The 22,319-nt window shown below is 68.1% G+C and carries 21 protein-coding genes; 7 read left to right on the top strand and 14 right to left on the bottom strand.

The window, feature by feature from the left end:
- Window positions 1-43: 43 nt before the first annotated feature.
- From ahpC to JWS14_RS16450, 4 genes are all read right to left on the bottom strand, one after another.
- Window positions 44-607, bottom strand: coding sequence for an alkyl hydroperoxide reductase subunit C (gene ahpC, locus JWS14_RS16465; protein ID WP_072944388.1), 564 nt, complete (start codon window positions 605-607; stop codon window positions 44-46).
- Window positions 608-850: 243 nt separating this feature from the next.
- Window positions 851-2,365, bottom strand: a complete 1,515-nt coding sequence (locus JWS14_RS16460; protein ID WP_206013814.1) for a tetratricopeptide repeat protein — start codon at window positions 2,363-2,365, stop codon at window positions 851-853.
- 1 nt (window position 2,366) lies between these two features.
- Window positions 2,367-3,401 (bottom strand): hypothetical protein, encoded by a 1,035-nt coding sequence (locus JWS14_RS16455; RefSeq protein ID WP_206013813.1) that lies wholly within the window; start codon window positions 3,399-3,401, stop codon window positions 2,367-2,369.
- Window positions 3,398-4,723: a hypothetical protein gene (locus tag JWS14_RS16450; RefSeq protein ID WP_072944394.1), complete on the bottom strand. Its 1,326-nt coding sequence runs from the start codon at window positions 4,721-4,723 to the stop codon at window positions 3,398-3,400. Before JWS14_RS16450 ends, JWS14_RS16455 begins: the two co-directional genes overlap by 4 nt.
- A gap of 208 nt (window positions 4,724-4,931) precedes the next feature.
- Here JWS14_RS16450 and JWS14_RS16445 point away from each other — a divergent pair, with 208 nt between their 5' ends.
- Complete coding sequence (locus JWS14_RS16445) at window positions 4,932-5,456, top strand: lipoprotein LpqH (protein WP_206013812.1); 525 nt, start codon at window positions 4,932-4,934, stop codon at window positions 5,454-5,456.
- 89 nt (window positions 5,457-5,545) lie between these two features.
- On the top strand, window positions 5,546-6,349 hold the full coding sequence (locus tag JWS14_RS16440) for a hypothetical protein (protein ID WP_072944397.1): 804 nt from the start codon (window positions 5,546-5,548) through the stop codon (window positions 6,347-6,349).
- A gap of 16 nt (window positions 6,350-6,365) precedes the next feature.
- On the opposite strand, the gene JWS14_RS16435 is transcribed toward JWS14_RS16440, so the two are convergent.
- Complete coding sequence (locus JWS14_RS16435) at window positions 6,366-6,806, bottom strand: MarR family winged helix-turn-helix transcriptional regulator (RefSeq protein ID WP_072944399.1); 441 nt, start codon at window positions 6,804-6,806, stop codon at window positions 6,366-6,368.
- A gap of 99 nt (window positions 6,807-6,905) precedes the next feature.
- Between JWS14_RS16435 and JWS14_RS16430 the strand changes: the two genes are divergently transcribed.
- Together JWS14_RS16430 and JWS14_RS16425 are read left to right on the top strand one after the other, a co-directional pair.
- Window positions 6,906-9,047, top strand: a complete 2,142-nt coding sequence (locus JWS14_RS16430) for an MMPL family transporter (RefSeq protein ID WP_206013811.1) — start codon at window positions 6,906-6,908, stop codon at window positions 9,045-9,047.
- Between the two features lie 34 nt (window positions 9,048-9,081).
- Complete coding sequence (locus JWS14_RS16425) at window positions 9,082-9,588, top strand: mycothiol transferase (RefSeq protein ID WP_206013810.1); 507 nt, start codon at window positions 9,082-9,084, stop codon at window positions 9,586-9,588.
- Here the strand turns inward: JWS14_RS16425 and JWS14_RS16420 are convergent.
- Complete coding sequence (locus tag JWS14_RS16420; RefSeq protein WP_206013809.1) at window positions 9,573-10,805, bottom strand: oxygenase MpaB family protein; 1,233 nt, start codon at window positions 10,803-10,805, stop codon at window positions 9,573-9,575. The genes JWS14_RS16425 and JWS14_RS16420 overlap by 16 nt on opposite strands.
- A 138-nt stretch (window positions 10,806-10,943) precedes the next feature.
- Here JWS14_RS16420 and JWS14_RS16415 point away from each other — a divergent pair, with 138 nt between their 5' ends.
- The gene (locus JWS14_RS16415) at window positions 10,944-11,570 is read left to right on the top strand and encodes a TetR/AcrR family transcriptional regulator (protein WP_072944405.1); all 627 of its coding nucleotides are present in this window, start codon (window positions 10,944-10,946) and stop codon (window positions 11,568-11,570) included.
- A gap of 98 nt (window positions 11,571-11,668) precedes the next feature.
- Here the strand turns inward: JWS14_RS16415 and JWS14_RS16410 are convergent, their stop codons facing one another.
- The 7 genes from JWS14_RS16410 to JWS14_RS16380 form a co-directional block, all read right to left on the bottom strand.
- The gene (locus JWS14_RS16410; RefSeq protein ID WP_206013808.1) at window positions 11,669-13,978 is read right to left on the bottom strand and encodes a serine/threonine-protein kinase; all 2,310 of its coding nucleotides are present in this window, start codon (window positions 13,976-13,978) and stop codon (window positions 11,669-11,671) included.
- Window positions 13,979-14,080: 102 nt separating this feature from the next.
- Window positions 14,081-15,355 carry a glycosyltransferase 87 family protein gene (locus JWS14_RS16405; RefSeq protein WP_206013807.1) on the bottom strand — a complete coding sequence of 425 codons (1,275 nt, stop codon included), beginning with the start codon at window positions 15,353-15,355 and terminating at the stop codon, window positions 14,081-14,083.
- Window positions 15,356-15,504: 149 nt separating this feature from the next.
- Entirely contained in the window at window positions 15,505-16,314 is an 810-nt protein-coding gene (locus JWS14_RS16400; RefSeq protein ID WP_206013806.1) for a sugar phosphate isomerase/epimerase family protein, read from the bottom strand.
- Window positions 16,311-16,778 carry a type II 3-dehydroquinate dehydratase gene (aroQ, locus tag JWS14_RS16395; protein ID WP_206013805.1) on the bottom strand — a complete coding sequence of 156 codons (468 nt, stop codon included), beginning with the start codon at window positions 16,776-16,778 and terminating at the stop codon, window positions 16,311-16,313. The genes JWS14_RS16400 and aroQ overlap by 4 nt, the downstream gene beginning before the upstream one ends.
- Window positions 16,779-16,821: 43 nt before the next feature.
- Window positions 16,822-17,913, bottom strand: coding sequence for a Gfo/Idh/MocA family protein (locus JWS14_RS16390; protein ID WP_206013804.1), 1,092 nt, complete (start codon window positions 17,911-17,913; stop codon window positions 16,822-16,824).
- Between the two features lie 48 nt (window positions 17,914-17,961).
- Window positions 17,962-19,293 carry an MFS transporter gene (locus JWS14_RS16385; protein WP_072944416.1) on the bottom strand — a complete coding sequence of 444 codons (1,332 nt, stop codon included), beginning with the start codon at window positions 19,291-19,293 and terminating at the stop codon, window positions 17,962-17,964.
- A 214-nt stretch (window positions 19,294-19,507) separates the two neighbouring features.
- Complete coding sequence (locus tag JWS14_RS16380) at window positions 19,508-20,194, bottom strand: TetR/AcrR family transcriptional regulator (RefSeq protein ID WP_072944418.1); 687 nt, start codon at window positions 20,192-20,194, stop codon at window positions 19,508-19,510.
- Window positions 20,195-20,294: 100 nt separating this feature from the next.
- On the opposite strand from JWS14_RS16380, the gene JWS14_RS16375 reads away from it, so the two are divergent.
- On the top strand, window positions 20,295-20,627 hold the full coding sequence (locus tag JWS14_RS16375) for an ArsR/SmtB family transcription factor (RefSeq protein WP_072944441.1): 333 nt from the start codon (window positions 20,295-20,297) through the stop codon (window positions 20,625-20,627).
- A complete protein-coding gene (locus JWS14_RS16370; RefSeq protein ID WP_072944419.1) occupies window positions 20,624-21,112 on the top strand; it encodes an SRPBCC family protein in 489 nt (162 codons plus the stop codon). The genes JWS14_RS16375 and JWS14_RS16370 overlap by 4 nt, the downstream gene beginning before the upstream one ends.
- 10 nt (window positions 21,113-21,122) lie before the next feature.
- Here JWS14_RS16370 and JWS14_RS16365 read toward each other — a convergent pair whose 3' ends face one another.
- Window positions 21,123-22,145: a LacI family DNA-binding transcriptional regulator gene (locus tag JWS14_RS16365; protein WP_206013803.1), complete on the bottom strand. Its 1,023-nt coding sequence runs from the start codon at window positions 22,143-22,145 to the stop codon at window positions 21,123-21,125.
- Between the last annotated feature and the right edge of the window lie 174 nt (window positions 22,146-22,319).

Here is a 22,319-nt window from a genome sequence, read left to right as displayed (position 1 = left end):
GCTCAGAAGATCTGAGCCCGTGCCTACGGTCGACTGGGCTACGTCAGATCTTGCCGACGAGGTCGAGCGACGGAGCGAGGGTCTCTTCGCCCTCTTCCCACTTGGCGGGGCAGACCTCGCCCGGGTGCGACCGGACGTACTGAGCGGCCTTGACCTTGCGGACCAGCTCGGCGGCGTTGCGGCCGATGCCTTCTGCGGTGACCTCGGTGAACTGGATGACGCCGTCGGGGTCGACGAGGAAGGTGCCGCGATCGGCCAGTCCCTCGTTCTCGCGCAGCACCTCGAAGTTCTTGCTGATCTCCTGCGTCGGGTCACCGATCATGGCGTACTTGATCTTGCCGATGGTGTCGGACGATCCGTGCCACGCCTTGTGCGTGAAGTGGGTGTCGGTGGACACCGAGAAGACCTCGACGCCGAGACGCTGCAGTTCCTCGTGGTGATCGGCGAGGTCGCCGAGCTCGGTCGGGCAGACGAAGGTGAAGTCGGCCGGGTAGAAGTAGAAGACAGCCCACTTGTCCTTGATGTCGTCCGCGGACACGGTGATGAACGCGCCGTCCTTGAAAGCGGACGCCGCGAAGGGCTTGATCTGCGTGTTGATCAGGGCCATTGGAACCTCTATTCGTAAGACTGGAAGCCGACAGCGACGAGGCTATCCAGCAGATTGGAATAGGTCCAATCTATGAGACCTATTCCATAGATTGGATGGGGCTATCAATGGCCGTCGAATCGGACACTTCGCAGGTCAGCGTGGACATTCACCCACACGTCCCGGGGCGGTCACCGGACGTGCGGTGTGACCACCGTGACACCCTTCGGCCCTGAATCACCTCGCAGGGAAGGGAAAGTGGGATCACCAGGCCGGCACCACGCGGTGGTCGCGGACCTCGCGCCCATAGCGCTTCTCGGCGGCCGCGATCGAGGAGCCCAGCACGATCCGTCCGTCCGACGTCACGGCGAGCCGCGGGGGGAGGGGCACCGGCAGGCCGGCGCCGGCCGCGACTCCCGCCAGTGCGGCGCCGAGCAGGAAGGAGCCGTCGGTGTCGGCGGCGCCGACCGGGGGAGGGTCGGGCAACTGCAGGGGCAGTCGCGCCGCGGTGCCGTGCCCTGCCCGGCCGATGTCCACCGTCGTCCCCGCGCACTGCGCCTCGACGAGATCGGCGACCAACCGGGCGTCGCCGGAGGCGTAGGCGAGACGGAACGCCAATTGCATCGCCGGGTCGGCGATCTCGCGGTTCCACTGCTCGCGCTGTCGGCCGTTCGGGAGTGTGTATCGCACGGCGTCGATGGCGATCGCCGCGGGCACGGCGAGCGCGGTGGCCCGTGTCTGCGCCGCATCGTCCGGTGTGCCGGCGGCGGTCGGCACGGATTCGAGGAGGGTCGCGTGCCAGAAGTCGACCTGCGCGCAGTGCAGTCCGAGACCCAGTTCGCGGTACGTGGCGAACGCGGCGGCGAGCAGTCTCTCGCCCTCGCCCGGTCGGCCCTCGGTGAAGGCGACGGTGGCGAGGCGCGTCTCGACGTCCGCGACGTCGAGCACCGCTCCGGACCCCCGGAAGTAGTCGAGGCTGCGGCGGTAGAGCGCCGCCGCGCGTGCGGTGTCGCCGCGGCCCTCGGCGAGAAATGCCAGCACCTTCGATCCGATTCCCGCCCGGTGGCCGATCCCGGCCCGCTCGAAATACGACTGACTCGACAGCAGCAGCGGTTCCGCATCGTCGAGGCGACCCGTGCGGACACGCATGATGCCCAGGTTCTGCTGCGTCTCGGCGACCGCGTTGACGTCGCCCGCCGTCTCGAATGCGGCGAGCGCCTGCCCGGCGAAGTCGTCGGAGAGATCGAAACGCCCGGTCTCGAAATGGATGGCAGCGAGGTTCATCAACGGATGGCCCGCGAGCCCCGGGGCGAAACGGACTGCCGCGTCGAGGGACTCGGTGGCCACGTCGGCCGCGTGCGCCCACTGCTGCCGATGCATCGCGACCGCGGTGAGCGACAATAGACACGCGACCCGCAGGTCACCCTGGTCTTCGCCGCCGGCCGCGAGCAGTTCCCGCGCCTGCTCGAGCGCGCCCTGGGCGCCGTCGAGATCACCGATGTGCTGCAGTGCCTGTGACAGGTTGACCAGCGCCGCCGGACGCATCCGGATCGCGTCGGCAGGCATCACCGCGAGGGCCTCCCGGTACAGGTCGACGGCCTTCGCGTGCTCGCCCAGTTCGTCGGACATGCTGGCCGCATTGATGATCGCGCTCGTCCGGAGATCGCCGGTGGCCGCGGCGGCGACCTGCTCGAACGTCCGGAGCGCCTCGGCGACGTCGCCCCGCGCATAGGCCGCGGCTCCCGCGGCAAGAAGGTCGCGGCCCGTCTGGTCGTCCATGTCAGAAGTCCGAATCCGAGGCGGCCGCGTCTATCTCGGCGAGCAGCGGCGCGTCGGGTGCGTTTTCCGGAGTCGGCTCCGCGGCCCGCCGCAGCCGCAGACGGGCCAGGGCCCGAACCCGCTCCCGGACGTCCGGACCGCCGACGTCCGCGACACCGTTCACGCCGAACCCGGGCAGATACACGACCACAGACACTCCCGCTTCCGCACCGGGTGGTGCGGCCGACTCGCCGAACCAGACGTCTCCCGACAGTCGCAGCGCGACGTCGACGGCGCAGGAGGCGGTGCCGATCAGGGCGCGGGGGCGGACATGATCCGGCACGGGTTCGGAGACATACGGTGCCGCAACGATACTGACGCGCACGGCGGTGTTCCCGGAGGTGCGCACCACCTCCCACGACACCGCGCCTTCGGAACAGTCGACGAGACCGGGAGGGTACCGGCGCCAGTCGGATCCCGTGATGCCTCGCGTCAGCACGAGGGTGCCCGGCCGCGTCGCGGTCGCGGCGCCTGCGGCGAGCGCGTAGTCGTCGGCCCGCCCGGGACGGTCGGAGAGCGTGGGTCCTTCCGGCGCGAGCGCGTCGTCCCCGTCGACGAGCAGATCGCAGTCCTCGACGAGTGTCGCGATCTCGCGGTTCAACAGCCCCGCGTCGAGCGCCGGGATGGCGTCGACCGTCGACGTCGGCCACCACCGCGCCGCCCAGTGCGCGAACGCGAGGCGTCGGGCGCCGACGGCCACCCGCGGCCGGGCCGGTTCGACCGTGACCTCGCTCCCGGTCTCGCCCTCGGCCACGGCGAGTGCCACCTCCTCGCCGAACACCGCCCACACCCAGTTCTGCGCCGAGTCGACGTCGTCGATCACCGCGACCGGGACGGTGTGTTCGGCGAACACACTCCACGACAGGTGCCCGCCGAGCACCTCCAGCACCGTCACGTCGATGCCCGCTGCGTCGTCGAGGACGCTCGGTGCGTTCTCTGGGGCGATGATCCAGACCCCGTCGGCGACGCGGTCGATCCGCACGGTGCCGGTGGTCAACTCGCCCTCGATTCGGGAGCATCCGCCGCATCCGCGAGCGGAATTGCGCTGAGCGCCTGCTTGACCCGCATCCGGTGGTCGAGGATGACCGACCGAGCCACACCGTCCAGGAGATCCCACAGTTCGCCTGGTTCGTGGACGGAGAACTCTCGGACGTCGCGGCCGTGCAGGCGGACCCACAGGCGGCGGAGGTAGGGCCGCCACGGCTCGCGGAGTTCGGCGGCGATGGCCGCCAGCGGATTCGTGTCGGACAGCGTCGCCGCGTCGGCGTTCACGGTGAGGCGGCGCGCCTGCAGGACGTACGCCTCGCGTTGCCAGCGACCGTTGATCACCCGGACGGCGGTCGTGTCCGTGGTCGTGGGAGCGGGTGCCGTCCCGATCGGGCGGAGACCGGTCGCGAGTGCGGCACCCGTCGTCGCCGCGACCCGCAACGATTCGTCGAGAAGTGCCCAGGGCGAGCAACTTCGGGCGATCTCGGTGGTCACCAGTTCGTGTATCGGCGGTAGCTCCGCACGGTCGGTCGACGCGCGGAGCACCGTGAAGACGCGTTCGTGGACGGAGCGGTCGAAGGGGAGCCCGAGCGCCGAGGTGGACGCCGAGGTTCCGAGGTGTGGCGGTCCGGGGACGGGATGCACCGTCAGGCCGAACCGGTGAGCCGAGACCTCGATCGTCCACAACGCAATCCCGTGGTGAGTCCCCGCGTGGCCGGCGATCAGCTCGTCGAGGGCGTGCCGTCCGTCGTCACCGTCCTCCTCGAGACGCGCGCCGGGACAGGCGTCGAGGACCGCGGCCACAGCGTCGGCGTGGTCGCCCGTCGCGGCGCCCGACAGCGGTCGCCGCCCCCACGCGAGGTCGATGAGGGCGCTCAGTTCCCGCGCCCGCGCCGGGTCGGTGACGTGGGCCTTCAACGCCTGTGTGGTGCGGCCGGCGGCGACCTCGTGCACGTCGCGCAGCGTGGCCTCGGCGACGGACCCGTCGCGGAGCGGGTCGGGTGCACCCGAACCGGTCGCGAGTTCGAAACACCGCTGGAAGTACAGGTCCTGCGGGTTGCCGTCCGTGATGCGCAGCGCCCGGCGGACCCGTTTGAGCAGCGTGAACCAGGCCGCGGTGGCCCGCAGTACGTCGGCGGAGGCGTGCACCCGGGTGGCGAGCAGCTGCGCCGCGTCGGCGGTGACGATCGGACCGGCGCACAGCGGGTTCTGTACCGGGCGGATGACCAGCGGATCGAGGATCAGTTTCACCGTGCGGCTCAGGGGTCCGCCGTCGGGCCCGCTGAGCGGTTCGACGCCTTCCAGTTCGCGCCACACCTCGTCGAGGACCATCGCCCGCGGTCGCCGAGCAGCCGCTGAGCCCCTCGGTCCCGTCCGCATTCGAGCAGGTTACCGCAGGCGCGGCCCGCCGACGCAGCGAGAAATCTGGGATCGGTAGGGCGCGAGAAGTTCTTACCTTTCTCACATCGGCTCCAGTCCGCGAGCCGAAGGAATCGACGACGGGCGCCGAGCGCCCCTCACGAAACGTGAAGGACGGATCATGAACAAGATCGTTCGGACTCAGAAGCGCGTCTACACCGCAGGCATCGTCGCGGCGGCCGCCGTCGCCCTGCTCGTCTCGGGCTGCAGCGACACCGGCGACAACTCCGGCGGCGGAAGCTCCGAGCAGGCCCCGGCGGGTGCGTCGGCGGCCGCGGTCGACGGCAAGGCGCTGGACGCGAACTTCGACGCGACCTGCGCCAAGCAGGGCGACACCCTGGCCCTGGCGCTGGCGGACACCGGCAACGCGACGTACGGCGACCTGGCGGTCTCCGCGACGATCACCGGCACCGACACCGTGCAGGCGGTCGGGATCGCCGGCAGCAAGGGCGGGTCGAACGGCCTCCCGTACGCACTCGGCTTCGGGCAGGGCATGCCGGGCGGCTCCGCGAAGGTCGTCAAGGACGGCGACACCTACACGGTCACCGGCGAGGGCGTCGGGGCGCCCGACATGAGCAACCCGACCGCGCCGAGTTCGGCGAAGTTCGACATCACGTTCGCATGCTCGACCGTCGTGGGCGGCTGAGCCCCGGCCCACCCCGGGACGCGCGCGGAGCCACCTCGAGTTCGCGCGCGTCCCACCTCCCCCCAGTTCAGGCACGGAAAGGACACCTCGTGAAGAAGATCGTGCGTACCGCCGCCCTGGTGTTTCTCGTCGGCTCGGTCGGCTACTACCTCTGGTACGGCCTCGGCGATCGGGGCCGGACGAACTACGGAATCGACGCGCTGTCGTGGGTCGGCCCGCAGATGATCTGGCCGATCGTCGCGGTCAGCGTGGTCGTGGTGTGTTTCGCCGTCACCGGCGACAGCGTGCTGGCGGCGTTCACGGGGCGCAACAGTGCCGCGTTCCGCAACGGAGCCGTCGGGATCGGAACGGTGCGGTCGGTGCAGCAGACGGGCATGACTCTCAACGACCAACCGGAAGTGCGGATCGACCTCGCCGTGGAGGGCGACGACGGCAAGATGTTCGAGTCGCACGCCAGGATGATCGTGCCGCTGACCGAGTTGGCGCTTCTCCGTCCGGGTGTCGTGCTCCCCGTCCGCTACCTTGCGGGCCGCACCGACAAGGTCGAGATCGACCGCTCGGGTGACGTGACGTCGGCGCAGGACGCGTTGAACCGATCCATGATTCGGCAGGGTGTCACCACCCCGGCCAAGCTCGACATCGCGGCTCGCGGCATTCCCGCGCAGGCGGTGGTGCAGTCGCTCAGTGTGCCCGGGGAGATCCGCAACGGGAATTCGAAGGTGGAACTCGGGCTGGCGGTCACCCGGCCCGACGGCACGACGTTCACCACCCGCGTCGAGAAGTTCATGCCGCCGCGCACCGTCGGGCACGTCCAGGTCGGCAGGGTGGTGACGGTTCACTATCTGCCGGGGAACGAGCAGGAGGTCGTCATCGCCCTGCCTGCGAATGTGTGACGGGCCCGCGGCAGGATCAGTCCTCGTCCCGGGGCGGAAGTCCCAGCGACCGGACGAGATGGAGGAGCTGTTCGCGCAGCGGCCCCACGTCGCCGACGGCGGCGGTGAGGGCCGCGTCCTCCTTCTCCAGGGTCAGCAGGTGCTGGTAGATCGCGCGTCCCGGCTCGGTGATCGCGACCCGTTTGCGGCGCTCGTCGTTCGGATCGGTCTCCCGGGTGACGTACCCGCCCCGCTCGAGGCGGTCGATGGTGCGGCTGATGGTCTGATCCGTCACCCGCGAGGCCTTCGCGATGTCGCGTTGCGAGGCCGGCCGGCCGGCGATCGTGTGCAGGCAGATCAGTCCCGCGTGGGTCATGTTCTGCGACCGGAGAATGTCCTCCCACGAGTGCTCGACCAGGCGCGCAGCCGTGGACAACAGCCGTCCGGTGGGCCACTGATCCATGCCGTCGCTCGTCATTTCTTCGCCTCCATTTGCAATTTGCTCAGCAGGCTGAACAAAATAGGATCGTCGCAATCCGGACATCCGGTCGTCGAACCGTCCAGCATTGGAGAGCACGTGACCACAACTGCCCGCCCACGCCCGGTTCGTCGCCTGCGGTGGATTCTGCCAGCCGTGCTGGTGATCGTCTGGCTCGCCGTCGGCGGGTTCGGTGGGCCGTTCGCCGGCAAATTGTCCACGGTTCAGCAGAACGACAGCACGTCGTTCCTGCCCGCGTCGGCCGAGGCCACCGAGGTGTCCGCCCTGCAGAAGGGCTTCACCGACACCCGGTTCGTGCCCGCGATCGTCGTCGCCGAACGGACGTCGGGGATCACCGCCGCCGACACCGAATTCCTCTCGGGCACCGCGGCCGCCTTCGCCGGTTCGGAGGGATTCGGTGAGGAGGTGTCGCCGCCGATCCCGTCCGCTGACGGTCGGGCGCTGGAGATGTTCGTGCCCATCGACAGCACAGGGGAGGTCGGCGACAGTGTCACCGAACTCCGGGACGCGCTCGGTGCCGCACCGGACGGTCTCACCGTCCTCGTCACCGGGCCCGCCGGTCAGGTGGCGGATCTGTCGTCGGCGTTCGCGGGAATCGACGGACTGCTGCTCCTGGTGGCGGGTGTCGTCGTGATCCTCATCCTCATCGTCGTCTACCGCAGCCCGATCCTCCCGTTCGCGGTGATCACGTCCGCCGTCTTCGCGCTGGGACTGTCGAGTCTGCTCGTCTATCTGCTCGCCGACGCCGGCGTGATCGCGCTGAACGGTCAGAGCCAGGGGATCCTGTTCATCCTGGTGTTCGGCGCCGCCACCGACTACGCCCTGCTACTCGTGTCCCGCTACCGCGAGGAACTGCGAATCGAGCAGGACAAGTACCGCGCCATGCGGACCGCCTGGCGGGCGACACTCGAACCGGTCGCCGCCTCCGCGGGCACCGTCATCGCCGGCGTGCTCTGCCTGCTGCTGTCCGATCTCAACTCCAACCGCGGTCTCGGACCGGTCGCCGCCATCGGCATCGCGGCATCGTTCGTCGCCTCCATGACGTATCTCCCCGCGGTGCTCGTGCTCCTCGGCCGCGCGGCGTACTGGCCGAGCAGGCCCGCCTTCGACGCGCATCATGCCGAGAAGGACGAGGCCGCCGACCACAAGTTCTGGGCCGCGCTCGCCGCGCGGATCGGCGCACATCCGCGCCGATTCTGGGTGGCGTCCAGCTTGGTGCTGGTGCTCTTCGCGCTCCTGCTTCCTCAGTTCAAGGCGAGCGGCGTCGCGGAGTCCGAGACGTTCCTGCTCGAGGTCGACTCCGTTGCGGGCCAGCAGATCCTCGGCGACCACTTCGACGCCGGTTCCGGTTCGCCGGCGGTGATCATCGCGAACGAGGGCGCACTCGATGCGGTACTCGACGCCGGCCGGGTCGACGGCGTCGGCGACCTCACCGTGCTGACCGCACCCGGCACGCAGGACCCACTGGTGGTGGACGGCCGCGTGGCGATCGAAGCGACCCTGACCGATCCGGCCGATTCGGCCGCAGCCGAGGACACCATCGTCCGCCTGCGTGACGCCGTCCACCCGATCGGCGGTGCCGACGCCCTCGTCGGCGGCGCCACCGCCACGGACTTCGATACCAAGACGACGTCGACCCGGGACCGCACCCTGATCATCCCCGTCGTGATCCTCGTGGTGTTCGCGATCCTGTGCCTGCTGCTGCGTTCACTGCTCGCGCCGCTGCTGCTGATGGGGACGGTCGTGCTGTCCTTCGCTGCGACACTGGGTATCTCGTCCCTCGTCTTCGAGCACGTCTTCGGATTCCCGGGCGCCGATCCCGTCGTCCCGCTGTTCGCGTTCGTGTTCCTAGTCGCCCTCGGAATCGACTACAACATCTTCCTCATGACCCGGGTCCGGGAAGAGGCCCGGCGCATCGGCACCCGGCGTGGAGCTCTGCGCGGTCTGACCGTCACCGGCGGCGTGATCACGTCGGCGGGAGTGGTTCTGGCGGCGACCTTCTCGGCGCTCGCCGTCATTCCGCTGATCTTTCTCGCGCAGATCGCTTTCATCGTCGCGTTCGGTGTGCTCCTCGACGCGCTCCTCGTGCGGTCGCTCCTGGTGCCCGCCCTCACCGTCGACATCGGGCAGAAGATCTGGTGGCCGAGCACGCTTGCGTCGGCGCCGGAGCCGGACGAGAACGTCCAGAGGCATGCCGAACGGGTCCGCCTGGGGTCATAGTGGAACGTGATGTGAACACGACGAAAGGAAGATCGTGGACCATAGCGCGCTGTTGACCGACGCCTTCGATCGCATTCAGGAGGCCGTGCATTCGACGCTGGCCGATCTGCCGGCCGACGCCCTCACGTTCCGTGTGGACTCGGACGCGAACACCATCGCCTGGCTGATCTGGCATCTCACGCGGGTGCAGGACGATCACGTCGCCGGAGTCGCGGGGACCGAGCAGGTGTGGACGTCCGGCGGGTGGGTGGAGCGCTTCGACCTCCCGTTCCGGGTCACCGACATCGGTTACGGGCAGTCTTCGGACGAGGTGGCGAAGGTGCGCACCGGGGCCGAACTGCTGCGCGAGTACCACGACGCCGTCCACGACCGCACCGTCGATTACGTCCAGACGATCGGCACGGACGACCTCGACCGGATCGTCGACGAGAATTGGGATCCGCCGGTCACTCTCGGGGTCCGCTTGGTCAGCGTCGTCTCCGACGATCTTCAGCACGCCGGGCAGGCGGCGTACGTGCGCGGTATCTACGAGCGTCGCTGAGCCGTCGACGGCGTCTCGTTCGCGGCGAGCCACGCCTCCACTCGCCGCCGGGAGCGGCGGCCGACGCGGTCCCGGATGGCCGGACTCACCCGCGCCGCACCGTGCATCGTCCCGTTCCCTGCGAGTGCCAGCGGAACGAACCAGGCAGGCACGACCGGCAGTCCGAGTTCCCGCATGCCCCTCTTGCCGGAGAACATCCGCTGGATGCTGAGCAGGCGCTGGCGGTTGAGTCGGCGTCGCAGGGCCTCCGCGTGCGGGTAGTGGAAGCCGGCCCACGACTTCTGCAGTGAGTCGGCCAGCACCCGGGAGTTGTCGTCGGGTCCGGGAGCGAACATCCCGATCTGGCATATGGTGCGGCGTCCGGTGTTCTCGTCGTCGACCAGCCACTGGTCGTCGATGCCCATCAGCCATCCGATGTACCGCCACAGGTGCATGACGTCCGCGCCCTCGTCGGCGGAGACCCACACCCCCAGCGAGCGGAGGCCGACGAGGAACGTCGTCGAGAAGAGCGCGAGCGTCCCCGCCTGATCCGACTGGTTGATCGGCATGCCCCAGTCGGACACGTCCCAGTCCTCGTCCTGCAGCAGCGTCAGATTGACGAACGCGTGCATCAACCGGACGTGGACCGACAGTTGCCAGCCGCGGCGGTCACGCTCCAGGCCACCCGGGAGGACGCACTCGTACCACCACCGCACCGTCTCGGCGACCCGCTGACCGGCGCCGTCCCCGACGAGCCTGCCGGTGGCCACGAGTTGGCGGGAGGTGGCGGCGCTGCGGTAGCCGTTCATCAGCGAACCGGTCGCGAGGAGGTCGAGTCCGGTCATCCCGCTGCGCAGGCAGACCGCGGCCCCGCGGTCGAGGCGACGGTCGTCGACCCACGACGGCCGGTGGTCCACCGCGTCGAAGAAGGCGACCAGTGCCGGCGCGGGGTCGGGCACGCTGCCGATGCCGTCGGAGAGTGCCCGGGAGAACTGGGCCATCGTCACGGTCTTGTCGACGAGCACCGCCCGCGCCAGCGCGGCACCGATCTCGTCCTGGCTGACGACCGCCCGGGCGTGGAGTTCCCGCTCCGCCGCGGTGGGCGTCGGATCGCCGTGCACGAACCGCGACAGCGTCCGCATCGAGCGGCGACCCCACTCGGAGTCCATGTCGAAGCGTCGCGGCGGCGTGACTTCGGAGAAGCCGGGGGCGGATTCCCGAGACTGGGTTTCTGTCATTTTCGAGGTACTCGATTCGGTCGTCGAGAGGGGCTTCCTGGTGCCTCAGCCCCGCTCGAGTTGCTGTGAGTTACAGTTCACTCCACCGAATCGGACGGGTACAAGTCGCATTGTGTGACAGACGGGAAGGCTGCGCGAATGGGCACTGGACAGCGGAAAGACCCCTCCCAGCAGCGTTCGCAGGCGACGGTCGCACGCATCCTGTCGGCAACTGGTCAGGTTTTGCGGGCGAAGGGGTACACCGGCTGCAGCACGAATGCGATCGCGGAAGCGGCGGGCATCTCGAAGGGATCGGTGTATCAGTACTTCGCGAACAAGGACGAGATCATCGACGTCCTGATGGACCGGATCATGGAGGAAACCACGGCAGCGTTCGGGGCGCAGCTCGAGCAGTCGGTCGCGGAGGGCACGTTCCTGAAGGACGCCGCCCTGCAGACCCAATTCCTCGCCGTCCTGGACGAGTACCGCGACGTCCTCGGTTCGCTGCTCAACGATGCCCCGCACCTGTCGCTGGCGGCTCACCGTTCGGTCCGGATCGAGGAACGATGCCGCGACCTGTTGCGTACGTATGTGACGTTGAATCCGTCCGCGATCGGCCCGGGTGTCGACCTCGACGCGCTGCTCCTGGTGCTCACCGTCAGCTATCGGGAGGTGGGCCTCGAGTACCTTCGCCGGGACCTGCGCGACCGGCGAAACCAGCTGGCCACGGCCCTCTACGACATGACGATGGGCGGCCTCGCCGGGACCGCGACACACGGGGTGTAACGCGGAGGGGGCTTCGGGAGAAATACTTGTTGAGCCCATGGTGCTGTCGGACCCCGACCCGGCAGCACCAGGGGCCTTCTCTTTCCACCCGGCCGCTCCTACCGACGCCGATGGGTCGGAGATCCCGGCACCTCCAGCGACACGACCCGCGCGAGTGCGCGCAGATCGCTCTCGATCCTTCGGAACAGCTGGTACACGGCGATGAAGGCGAAGATCCCGCCCAGGCACAGCGCGCGGACCGTCGCGTTCACGGCATCGCCAGTGCTCCCGCCGACGAAGCTGAGCCCGGCGACCCCGATCAGCGGGACGGCCGCGGCGACGGCGAGGTACCGCGGCATGCCCCGGCCGAGGGCCCGGATGTTGCGGCCGTCGCTTCCGCGCAACTCGCCGTGCGACAGCAGGATCGGGCAGAGGCACCGCACCGCGTAGAAGGTGAGGATGAAGAACGGGTAGGCGAGGGCGACCGCCCCGCACACGGCGAGGGACGCGAGGAGTTGCGTGTACGCGCGCAGCGGGATGCCGCCGGCCGTGAGTTCCAGGGCGATCGGGTAGGCGACCCCGGCGACGACCCACAGCCCGAAGCTGACCACCACCGCCCGATGTCCGAGCGCCAGCGTCGTGGCCCGTGCCTTCTCCAGCACCTCGGAACTGTAGGTTCGGCCGTTGCGGAGACCACGCGGCACCGTCAGCGACAGCCGACACCAGTAGACGATGAGAACCGCGCCCAGCGGAAACGCGATTCCGCCGATCACCAGGTGGACGAACTCCAGATCCTGCTGCGCCTCGGCGGGCAGCGTCGCGATGATGAGCACCTTGTTGTAGTAGTAGTTGTATCCCGCAGCCAGCAGATTCGGGATGCCGACCGCGGCGAGCACGATGGGCAGCGCCCACCGCCACATCCTCGACCGGACGCTTCCCGGCGCCGGGTCGACGAGATCGCGGGCGTGCGGGTCGAGGCAGAGCGCGAACTGACGCGTCAGCTTCCGGCCACTCGACCACCGGTCGTCCCGGTCGGGCGCGAGGGATTTCACCAGGATCCGCCGCATCGCGGCCGGACAGTCCTCGGGGAGCGCGGACCGCTCCGGGTCGACGCCCCGGCGACGTGACTCGAGAAGTACCTGCGGCGACGGCGGCGACGCGGTCCCGTCGTCGTCCGGGAACGGCCGCGCCCCGGTCAGCAGTTCCCACAGCATGACCCCCAGCGCGAAGATGTCGCTGCGGGTGTCGAGGTCGGAGGCGGTCCGGCGGATGTCCGGGTCGATCACCTCCAACTGTTCGGGCGACATGTAGGCGACGGAGCCGCCGATGAATCCGCCGGCGCCGCGATTCTCGACGCTGTCGCTCGAACTGACGTTGAAATCGGCCAGCTTCGGGATGCCCTCCAGGCCCAGCAGCACGTTCGCGGGTTTGATGTCGCGGTGCAGGACGCCGTGCGCCCGCGCGTAGTCGAGTGCGTCGGCGAGCCGCAGACCGATCCAGGCGACGGTTTCCGGCCACGACAGCGCGGCGATCTCGTCCCGCACACTCGAGTACTCGGGCCGGATCTCGCCCCGCGCCTCGAGGACGCGGTCCACCGAATCGAGCAGCAACTGTCCGGAGCGTTGCTCGGGTGGGGTCTTGCGGACCAGCCGCACCACGTCGAGGAGCGTGCCACCGGGGACGTACTCCATGAACAGCACCCGCAGGCGGCGATCCTCCAGCACCCGCTGGTCGTAGACGCGGACGATGTACGGGTGGTCGAGCTGCGCGAGGGTCTGCGGCTCGTTGCCGATGTTGCGGGAGATCTTCAGCGCCACCCACCGCTGCATCGACCGCTGCCGGGCGAGGAACACCCGCGCGAACGCGCCGTGGCCCAGCTCCATCATCAGATCGAAATCGTCGAGGCGCCCGCCGACGTCGAAGTCGTCGTCCGGGCCGAGTGCCGCGCTCGCCGAGCGCCGGTCCATGCGCAGGTCGTCTTCGAGCAGGGTCTCGAACCGGTCCGCCTGCTGCGGGTACTCGGCGACGTACTCCTCGGGATCGACGTCGGCGCCGCTCCGACTGCGGACCCGGTACTCCAGGTAGACGAGTTCCGGCGGCAACGGTTCGGCCAGCAACTCCGGGAATTCGAGGCAGTACTCCGGGATGCGTTTCGGGCAGCCCGACCGCAGCCACCGATACTCGAGGTCCACCTTGATCAACTCGATCAGCGCCGCCCGCCGGATCGCAGCGGTATCGGGCAGGTACTCGGTGAGTTCGGCCGGCGAACCCGACGACTCCCAATCCGCGACGAGGCGTTCGACGCCACTGTCGACGACGAACACCGGTTCGGCGCCCGACGTCGTCGACGGCGGCAGCTGAGTTTCCTCGCCCAGTTCGGTGGGCGGCCCAGTCGCGACCGTCGAATCACTCGGCGGGCGCTCGGTCATGGCAGTTCGATTCCGGGGGTGCAGAGTCCAGGCGGTGCACGGTGCGTGCACTTGCCAGGGTATTCCGGACGGTGCGTCGAGGGGCGCGGAAAGGCGGTGCCGTCACGCGCTTCGCAGCGACATCTCCGACGGTTCCGGTGCCGGCGGGTACGTCACGACCAAGGTGAGGATCGGCCGATGCCGGGTGCGCCGGGTGACCATCCGGATCGCCGAGACGAGGACCGGGACGTACACGAGCACGTAGATGTTCTGCAGCCCGAACGCGACCGGCCACGACGGTGGAAACAGGAACAGTCCGACGACGGCGAAGTCCGGGCTCCACCAGTACGGCCACGCCGCCGTCGACGCGAACAGTGCGGCGAACGCGAACCACCACCGTCCGGTGTCCGAGACCGCGCGGTGCATCAGGTAGACCATCAGCGGCACCAGCCACACCCAGTGATGGCTCCACGAAAACGGCGACACCACGGCGGCGGTGAGCCCGCCGAGCACCACCGACAGCAACCGTTCGCCGCGTTCGTACAGGCGCACCGACACGACGAGGCCGACGACGGCGACGGCTCCCGCGAGGATCAGCCACAGCCACGGCGGTGCCTGCCCGTCCGTGAGCCGGGTCAGTGTTCCCCGCAACGATTGGTTGGACGGGTGCGCGTCGTCGGCGATGCGGGTGGAGTCGAAGAACGTGCTGGTCCAGTACCGGCGGGAGTCGTCGGGCACGATCACCCAGGCGAACGCCACCGTGCCCGCGAAGACGGACGTCGCGGCCGCGGCCGCCCGCCACTGGCGCAGGGCGAGGAGCTGGACGACGAAGAAGCCGGGGGTCAGTTTGACGGCCGCGCCCAGCCCGATACCCACCCCGCGCAGCACGCTGCGCTCCGGCCGGGAGAAGTCCCAGAGCACCCACAGCATCAGCACCAGATTGACCTGGCCGTAGAACAGCGTCGTCCGCACCGGTTCGACGAAGGTGCAGGTCACCGTCGTCAGCGCGGTGACCAGCAGCAGGTGCGGGGTGATCCGGTACCCGAGGATGCGCCAGCACAGGAGGATGCAGCCCGCCAGCACACCCAGGTTGAACGCCATCCACAGGTTGTCGACGTACGCGCAGGGTATGCGTTCGAGCGGCACGAACACGATCGCGGAGAACGGCGTGTAGGTGTAGAGCAACCCCAGCGCGACGGGTCCGCTGTACAGCGGCAGGCCGTGCAGAACCCGCCAGCCACCGTCGCGGTAGACGTGCAGATCGGCGCCGCCGGTGAACAGTCCGATCTTCGGCGTCCACGGGTCGACGGTGCCGAGCACCGCGACGACGGCCAACGTCGCGCACACCGCGAGCGCCACCACGATCGCCGGGCGGCGAGGAAAGACGCGTGTTTCCATCTGCGCCCCCTGGGTGTGCGGACGTGTGCCGACGGCTCTGACGCTAACGGCGCCCGCGAGATGCCCAGGGCGGCGACAGGCGGGTCGTCCGGATTCGTTACCGATCCGTACCGGCGCCGAGATGCCGCGGGCGCCGTCGCCGGCCGGGCCTACGCCGCGGACACCGTGTCGCGCAGGGCCCGGTACGCATACTCGGCGCGGTCGCCGACCGCCCACCCAGTGTGAGCGAGGACCGGGGCCTCCACGGAGAAGACGGTGCCGGCGGGAAGGGCACCGACCAAGTCGTGCAACGGGAGTTCACCCTCGCCGGGCAGCAGCCGGTCGGTGCGCGCTTCGGTGATCAGTCCGGCGTGATCGGCCGGCGCCGCGCTCGGGGCGTCGCACAGCTGAGCGTACGACAGCCAGCGGTCGGGAACAGCCCGGACCTCGTCGACTGTGCTGCCGGTCCGAGCCAGGTGCAGCGCGTCCACGACGAGCACCGCGGCGGGACTGGCAGCGTGCGTCAGAACGGCGGTGGCGTCGCCGAGGGTCCGGATCCGGCTGAACGCCATGAACTCCAACGCCAGCGACACACCTCGTTGCTCCGCCTCACGGCACAGGTGTGCGAAGGTATCGGCCTGCCGGGTGGGCTCCGGGTCGTTGCCGTTCACCAGCACATAGCTCGCACGCAGCGTCGACGCCGCGTCGAGTACCCGCAGAGCGGCCTCCACGTCGTCTGTGCCGGTGATCCGCAGGACCTCGACGTCCAGGATCTCGATGCCCAGATCGTCGGCGCGGCGGCGCGTCTCCCGTACCATCGGGCCGTTGTCGAGCATCGGCCATTGAGTGTCGGTGGCGGCCGCTCTCGCCCGGATTCCCACACAGTCGAAGCCGGCGTCGGCGGCCGCGGCCACCAGGTCCGGTGGTGAGGCGTCGACGGCAGTGAGCGGCGAGAGTGACAGCAGTGGTCTGTCGGTCATGGCCGGATCGCGTACCCTTCTGCCGGGGCCAGCACGGCCGCGAGATGCTGGATCGCGAACTTGTACCCGGAGATCCCGGCACCGGCGATGACGGCACTCGCGATCGGCGAGACGAAGGAGCGATGACGGAACTCCTCGCGGGCGTGAATGTTGCTGATGTGCACCTCGACGATCGGGATCTCCGGGACCACCAACGCGTCGCGAAGGGCCACGGACGTATGGGTCCACGCGCCGGGGTTGATCACGATGGCGTGTGCGGATCCCCGGGCCTGATGGATGCGGTCGATCACCGCGCCTTCGTGATTCGACTGGAAGAACGTCAATTCGACGTTCAGTGGTTCGGCGGTCCGCTCGCACATTATGCGGACGTCGTCGAGGGTGTGGTGACCGTAATGTTCGGGCTGCCTCGTCCCGAGCATGTTGAGGTTCGGTCCGTTGACGACCAGGAAGGTCGGTGAATGCATCGTGTCGTCCTCGCCTGACGGAGTGAAAAAGGTTGCGGTGCAGTTACTGCAGTCCGGCGAGGGCGCCCGAGGTGAGTGAGACGGGTTGCCCGGTCCGGGAGGATTCATAGATGGCGAGGACGATCTCGAGCGCGCGACGCGCGTCGCGTCCGGAGACCGCGGGCGCGCGGTCCTCGACGATGGCGTGGACGAAGTCCTCGATCTGCATCTGATGGAACGGCGCGAGACCGACATGGATCTGCGAGAGCGGCGGATCCGATTCGATGTCCGTCGAGTGCATCTGCAGGTACTCCTCCTCGCCCTCGACTGTCCAGATGTCGTTGACCGCCGGCATCCCCTCGGGAAATTCCGTCAGGCTCACGGTGCGCCCGTTGCGTCCACCGACCACGATCTGGGTGCCCAGACCGGGTGTGAAAGTCGTGCCGGCGGTGATGGTGGCGAGTCCGCCGGACGAGAACTTCACGGTGGCTGCGACCGTGTCCTCCACCTCGATGTAGTCGCCGTGCACCAGGGTGTCGATATGTCCACTCACCTCGACGGCGTCGCCCATGAACCACTGCAGCAGGTCGATGTAGTGAATGGCCTGAGTCATCAGCACACCTCCACCGTCGGTGTCCCAGCGGCCGCGCCACGGGTCGGAGGTGTAGTACTCGCGGTCGCGGCCGAGTCGCACGGTGCAGGTGGCGACGATGGGTTCGCCGCCGAGCGCGCCGGCATCGATGGCGGCTCGGATGCGCTGAGCGGCAGGCCAGAATCGGCGCTGGAACAGTACGCCGAACTTCACCCCCGCGGTGGCCGTCGCCTCGACCATGCGGTCGGCTTCGTCGAGCGTGATTGCGATCGGCTTCTCGCACAGTACGTGCAGTCCGTGTTCGGCGGCCGCGAGGACGATCGCTTCGTGGGTCGGGTGCGGAGTGCAGATGGTGACGGCGTCGAGACCACTGCCGAGCAAAGTCTCGAGGTCGTCGTAGGCGTGGGCTATTCCGTGTGCGGCACCGAAGGATTTGGCTCTGTCCTGGTCGGTGTCACTGCAGGCGACCAGTTCCACCTCGGGCATGGCGTGCAGAGCCTTGGCGTGGTTGATGGCGATCTTGCCGCAGCCGACGATTCCGATTTTCAAGCGTGTGGTGGTCATGGGTTCTTCCTTGTCGTCGTAAACGTGTGAAGGATTGGTGGCGACGTGTCAGGCGATGGGCTTGCCGAGCTGCGCGAGCGGTGTCTTGTAGGTCTCGCGTGCGGTGGAGGCCGCCGCTGCCGAGATCAGGCATGCGACCGCCACCAGGATCGCGACCGGGATCCAGTTCGTTCGGCTGTCGCCGACGATGGTCCATGCGATGGTGGGTGCGAAACCGGCGAAGGCGAAACCGATCTGGGTGCCGAGCGCCATGCCGGAGAATCGCACCTTCGTGTTGAACATCTCCGCGTAGAACGACGGGAAGATGGCATTCGGTGCGCTGTAGCAGATTCCGGTGAAGACGATCGCGCCGGCAAAGATGAGTACCACGTTCGCGGTGGAGATCGCCCAGAAGTAGAGGAAGATCGACAGCGCGAGACCGACGACGCCGCTGATGAACACCGGCTTGCGGCCGATGCGGTCGGCGAGGACGGCGAGCGACGGCTGCATGAACAACGCGACGACGTTGGCGACGACGGCCGCCCAGAGCATGGTCGGGCGACTGATGCCTACCTCGGCGCTGGTCGCGAACGCGAGTCCGAAGACCGCGAAGATGGTGCCGCCGACCGACTGGAACGCGCAGAGAATCACTCGCAGCACATCGGTCGAGTGGGTGCGCAGAAGTGTCGCGACGGGAAAGCGTTCGAGTTCGCCGTTCTCGCGATTCTCGGTGAAGACCTCCGGCTCCTCCAGCTTGCGTCGCGCGATGTACGCGGCGAAGACGACGATGGCGCTGGCGAGGAAGGGGATCCGCCATCCCCAGCTGAGAAGCTGGTCTTCGGGCAGGGTGGCGACGGAGAGGAACACCAGGGTGGCAAGGATGAAGCCGGCCTGCGTGCCGGTGAGGGTCCAGCTGGTGAAGAAGGCCCGCCGGTGTTCCGGGGAGTGCTCGAGGGTCAGTGAATTGGCTCCGGACTGCTCGCCGGCTGCCGAGATTCCCTGACACACGCGGAGGCAGACGAGGAGGATCGGCGCCCAGATTCCGATGTGCTTGTACTCGGGCAGGCAGCCGATGAGAAATGTTGCCGTGCCCATCAATCCGAGCGTGAACAGCATGATCTTCTTACGTCCGACGCGGTCTCCGAGATGTCCCAGCAGGACCGCTCCGATGGGCCGGGCGATGTACGCGACGCCGAACGTTGCCAGCGACAACAGGGTTCCGGTGGCCGCGCTGGACGAGGGGAAGAAGACCTTGCCGAAGACCAGGGCGGCTGCGGAGGCGTAGATGTAGAACTCGTAGTACTCGAGCATGCTGCCGAGAAATGCGGCGGTGGCTGCTCGTTTGACCTTCTGCAGGTCTGTCCGAGGACCGGTGCCCGTGGCATCGATAGTCGTCGTCATTCGGTCTCTCCTCTGTGCGTGCATGACACCGCCCGACTGGCGTTCGTATGGCGAACGGAAGTTCGTCCTGCGCAGGCCCTGAATCTAGCGCACCGGATGTGACGGGCGCAATAGCTTTGTACCTCGCGGGCCAAAAAGTGTCCAGTAGGTACAAACGGCGCGACAAACCCGCTCTCAGCAGGCGCGAAGGGTGTGTGGAGGAGCTTGTGGGCCGTCAGATGCAGACGTAGCGAACCGTGACGTCACCGATGACGGTGCGCAGGTGCGACCTGAGCTCGTCGGCGGCGAGATCGCGCTGGAACAGCGCGTCGAACGTGTACTGGTTGGAGATGCGGAACAGCGACACGCTGTTGATGAGCATGTGGACGTCGATGGCCTCGACGTCCCGGCGGAACACGCCGGCCTCCTGACCGCGGCGCAGCACGTCCTCGAGTACCGCCAGCACGGGCATGCCGAGTCCGGCCACCTCGTCGGACTGCCGAATGTACTTGCCTTTCATCATGTTTTCTCCGCTGACGAGGCGGACGTAGGCGCGATGCGTGTCGTGGTGGTCGAACGTCAACTGCGCGATCAACCTCAGCGCATCGACCGGTTCGGCGTGTTCGAGGTCCACCTCGTGTTCGAGTTCGCGGATGAGTTTGTAGTTGCGCTCGAGGACGGCGGTGTACAGACCTTCCTTGCCGCCGAAGTAGTAATAGATCATGCGTTTGGTGGTCTGCGTCTTCTCGGCGATCTCGTTGACGCTGGCGCCGGACAGGCCCTTCTCGGCGAATTCCGCGGTCGCGACCTCGAGGATGTCGGCCTGAACGAGTGCCGGATTGCGCCGCGCTCTCGCGGGCGTGGCGCGACTGTGCGGGCGATCGCGGATCGCCTCTTCGTGTTCGTCGGGCGACGCTGTCATCGGTGGACCACGGCCCAAGCTTATCTGAGCGCCCGAAACGCTCGTGGGTCCCTCGGCGCCGGTCTTGACCGGGGCGGGGGTCGGTGCAACACTGAACTGGATGGTTCAGTATTCGGCTCTCGACGCTACGTTCGCCGCACTGGCAGACCCCACGCGACGTGGGATTCTCCGCCGGCTCGGTGACGGCGCCTGCTCGATCAGCGACCTCGCCGAACTCTTCGAGATGACTCTCACCGGCATCAAGAAGCACGTTCGACTGCTCGAAGAGGCCGGGATGGTCGTGACCGAGAAACGTGGCCGGGTGCGGTACTGCATGCTGGGGACCAATGCCCTCGAGCGTGAGGTGGCCTGGATCCGCGACTACCAGCTGTCGCTCGAAGGGCGCCTGGACCGTCTGGACGAATTTCTCAATCGAACGGAAGGCACGTCATGAGCACTTCGCAGACTTCCACGACCGCGACCGTCTCGACGCCGACGGACCGGGAGATCCACGTCGAACGCATCTTCAACGCTCCCCGCGAACGCGTGTGGGCCGCGTTCACGAGACCGGAACTCCTCGCCCAGTGGTGGGGTCGCGGAAACGAACTCGACGTCGAACGCTGGGAATTCGAACGCGGCGGGCACTGGCGCTTCGTCGAACACTCGGACGGCGAGACCCACGGTTTCGAGGGCAGATTCAGGGAGATCACCCCGGAGGAGCGCCTGGTGTACACGTTCGAGTGGGACGGCATGCCGGGCCACGTCATCGTCGAGAACAACACCTACACCGACCTCGGTGACGGGCGCACCAAGCTGTCTGTCGTCAGTCAGTTCCACACCCCCGAGGAGCGCGACGGCATGTTGCAGTCCGGCATGGAGGGCGGCATGAACGAGAGCTACGCGGCGCTGGATGCGGTGCTGGCGCAGACGAGCTGGTGACCGGAAGTCGTCACGAAGTGGGCGCGGAGAGGCTGCCGCCGATCGAATGACGGTGGTGGACTTCTCCTCTCAGTCTCGTCGTGATGGGGACGCCGTCCTCGGCGCCGGCCTTCATCTTGGCGAGGATCCGCACCGCCGCCTCCTGCCCCATCTCGGCCAGGGGCGGGGCGTAGGACGTGATTCCGGGCGGAAACACCTCGTACCATTCGGGGTTTCCGTGCGCGGCGACGGACAGGTGGCTGGGCACCGACAGGCCGAGGTCGGAGCAGGCGTGCAGGACGCCCAGCGCGATCCGGCTACTGGCGGCGATGACGACGTCAGGCAGGTCGCCGGCGATCGCGTGCATCGCGTTCCGCCCCCATGCCGAGGTGAAGTCGCCCTCGAGGATGCGGAAGCGGCGCCCGGCAGTTCCCTTGGGCGCCTCCGGTATTCCCGCGCGGTCGACGGCGTTGCGGAACCCGCGCATGCGGTCGGCGGTGGTGCTGTGATCGGCCCCGCCGATGACGAGTGCGAGATCGGTGTGTCCCGCCTGCAGGGCCAGGTCGGTGATCGCTTCGATGCCGAATTCGTCGTCGCTGACGACTGCGTCGGTCTGTAGCGGGACCGAGTGACGGTTGAGTTGCACGATCGGCACGCCGGTCGGCAATGTACGCCGAGTGTCGACGGGGACGTGGATGATTCCGTCGACGCGGTGATCGAGCAGGGAGCGCAGTCCGCGTTCCTCGGATTCCGGATCGTTGCCGCTCGCGCTGACCACGAGCTGGAATCCGGCCTCGAACAGAACGGACTGCAGCACGGCGGCGCTGTCGGTGTAGAACTCGTTCGAGATGTCGGGGAGTAGCAATCCGACGACGCGCGTCTTGTTCTCCCGCAGTGCTTGGGCGACCTTGTTCGGCCGGTAGCCCAATGCGTCGGCCGCCTCGAGGATTCTCTTGCGCGTATCGGGGTCCACGTAGCCGCGCCCGCTCATCGCGCGTGAGGCGGTACCCACCCCCACCTTGGCCAGCGCGGCGACGTCCTGAAGTTTGGGCACAAGCCCACCATACCCAACGTAACCGCAGGTAAAGGCGTCGAGGACGACGGCGGACGTCGGGGAAACGACCTCTCTTGACAGAACGAGTGGCTTACGCCACAGTGATGTGGAACCGATTCCACATGGCGTGAGTCACAGTCGCGGATGTGGGTGATCCACTACGTCAGGCGAAAG

This window comes from Rhodococcus koreensis, assembly GCF_017068375.1.
Taxonomy (GTDB): Bacteria; Actinomycetota; Actinomycetes; order Mycobacteriales; family Mycobacteriaceae; genus Rhodococcus_F; species Rhodococcus_F koreensis.
The sequence above is the reverse complement of the archived record's forward strand: the minus strand, read 5'-3'. Positions and strand labels throughout refer to the sequence as shown.

Bases quoted from the DNA above. Each gene is read 5' to 3' on its own strand.
- JWS14_RS16435 (WP_072944399.1), bottom strand. From the start codon at position 6,806: ATGACGAGCGACGGCATGGATCAGTGGCCCACCGGACGGCTGTTGTCC.
- JWS14_RS16385 (WP_072944416.1), bottom strand. From the start codon at position 19,293: ATGACGACGACTATCGATGCCACGGGCACCGGTCCTCGGACAGACCTG.
- JWS14_RS16400 (WP_206013806.1), bottom strand. From the start codon at position 16,314: ATGACCGACAGACCACTGCTGTCACTCTCGCCGCTCACTGCCGTCGAC.
- JWS14_RS16390 (WP_206013804.1), bottom strand. From the start codon at position 17,913: ATGACCACCACACGCTTGAAAATCGGAATCGTCGGCTGCGGCAAGATC.
- JWS14_RS16410 (WP_206013808.1), bottom strand. From the start codon at position 13,978: ATGACCGAGCGCCCGCCGAGTGATTCGACGGTCGCGACTGGGCCGCCC.
- aroQ (WP_206013805.1), bottom strand. From the start codon at position 16,778: ATGCATTCACCGACCTTCCTGGTCGTCAACGGACCGAACCTCAACATG.
- JWS14_RS16420 (WP_206013809.1), bottom strand. From the start codon at position 10,805: ATGACAGAAACCCAGTCTCGGGAATCCGCCCCCGGCTTCTCCGAAGTC.
- JWS14_RS16415 (WP_072944405.1), top strand. From the start codon at position 10,944: ATGGGCACTGGACAGCGGAAAGACCCCTCCCAGCAGCGTTCGCAGGCG.
- JWS14_RS16460 (WP_206013814.1), bottom strand. From the start codon at position 2,365: ATGGACGACCAGACGGGCCGCGACCTTCTTGCCGCGGGAGCCGCGGCC.
- ahpC (WP_072944388.1), bottom strand. From the start codon at position 607: ATGGCCCTGATCAACACGCAGATCAAGCCCTTCGCGGCGTCCGCTTTC.
- JWS14_RS16370 (WP_072944419.1), top strand. From the start codon at position 20,624: ATGAGCACTTCGCAGACTTCCACGACCGCGACCGTCTCGACGCCGACG.
- JWS14_RS16450 (WP_072944394.1), bottom strand. From the start codon at position 4,723: ATGGTCCTCGACGAGGTGTGGCGCGAACTGGAAGGCGTCGAACCGCTC.
- JWS14_RS16405 (WP_206013807.1), bottom strand. From the start codon at position 15,355: ATGGAAACACGCGTCTTTCCTCGCCGCCCGGCGATCGTGGTGGCGCTC.
- JWS14_RS16380 (WP_072944418.1), bottom strand. From the start codon at position 20,194: ATGACAGCGTCGCCCGACGAACACGAAGAGGCGATCCGCGATCGCCCG.
- JWS14_RS16445 (WP_206013812.1), top strand. From the start codon at position 4,932: ATGAACAAGATCGTTCGGACTCAGAAGCGCGTCTACACCGCAGGCATC.
- JWS14_RS16375 (WP_072944441.1), top strand. From the start codon at position 20,295: ATGGTTCAGTATTCGGCTCTCGACGCTACGTTCGCCGCACTGGCAGAC.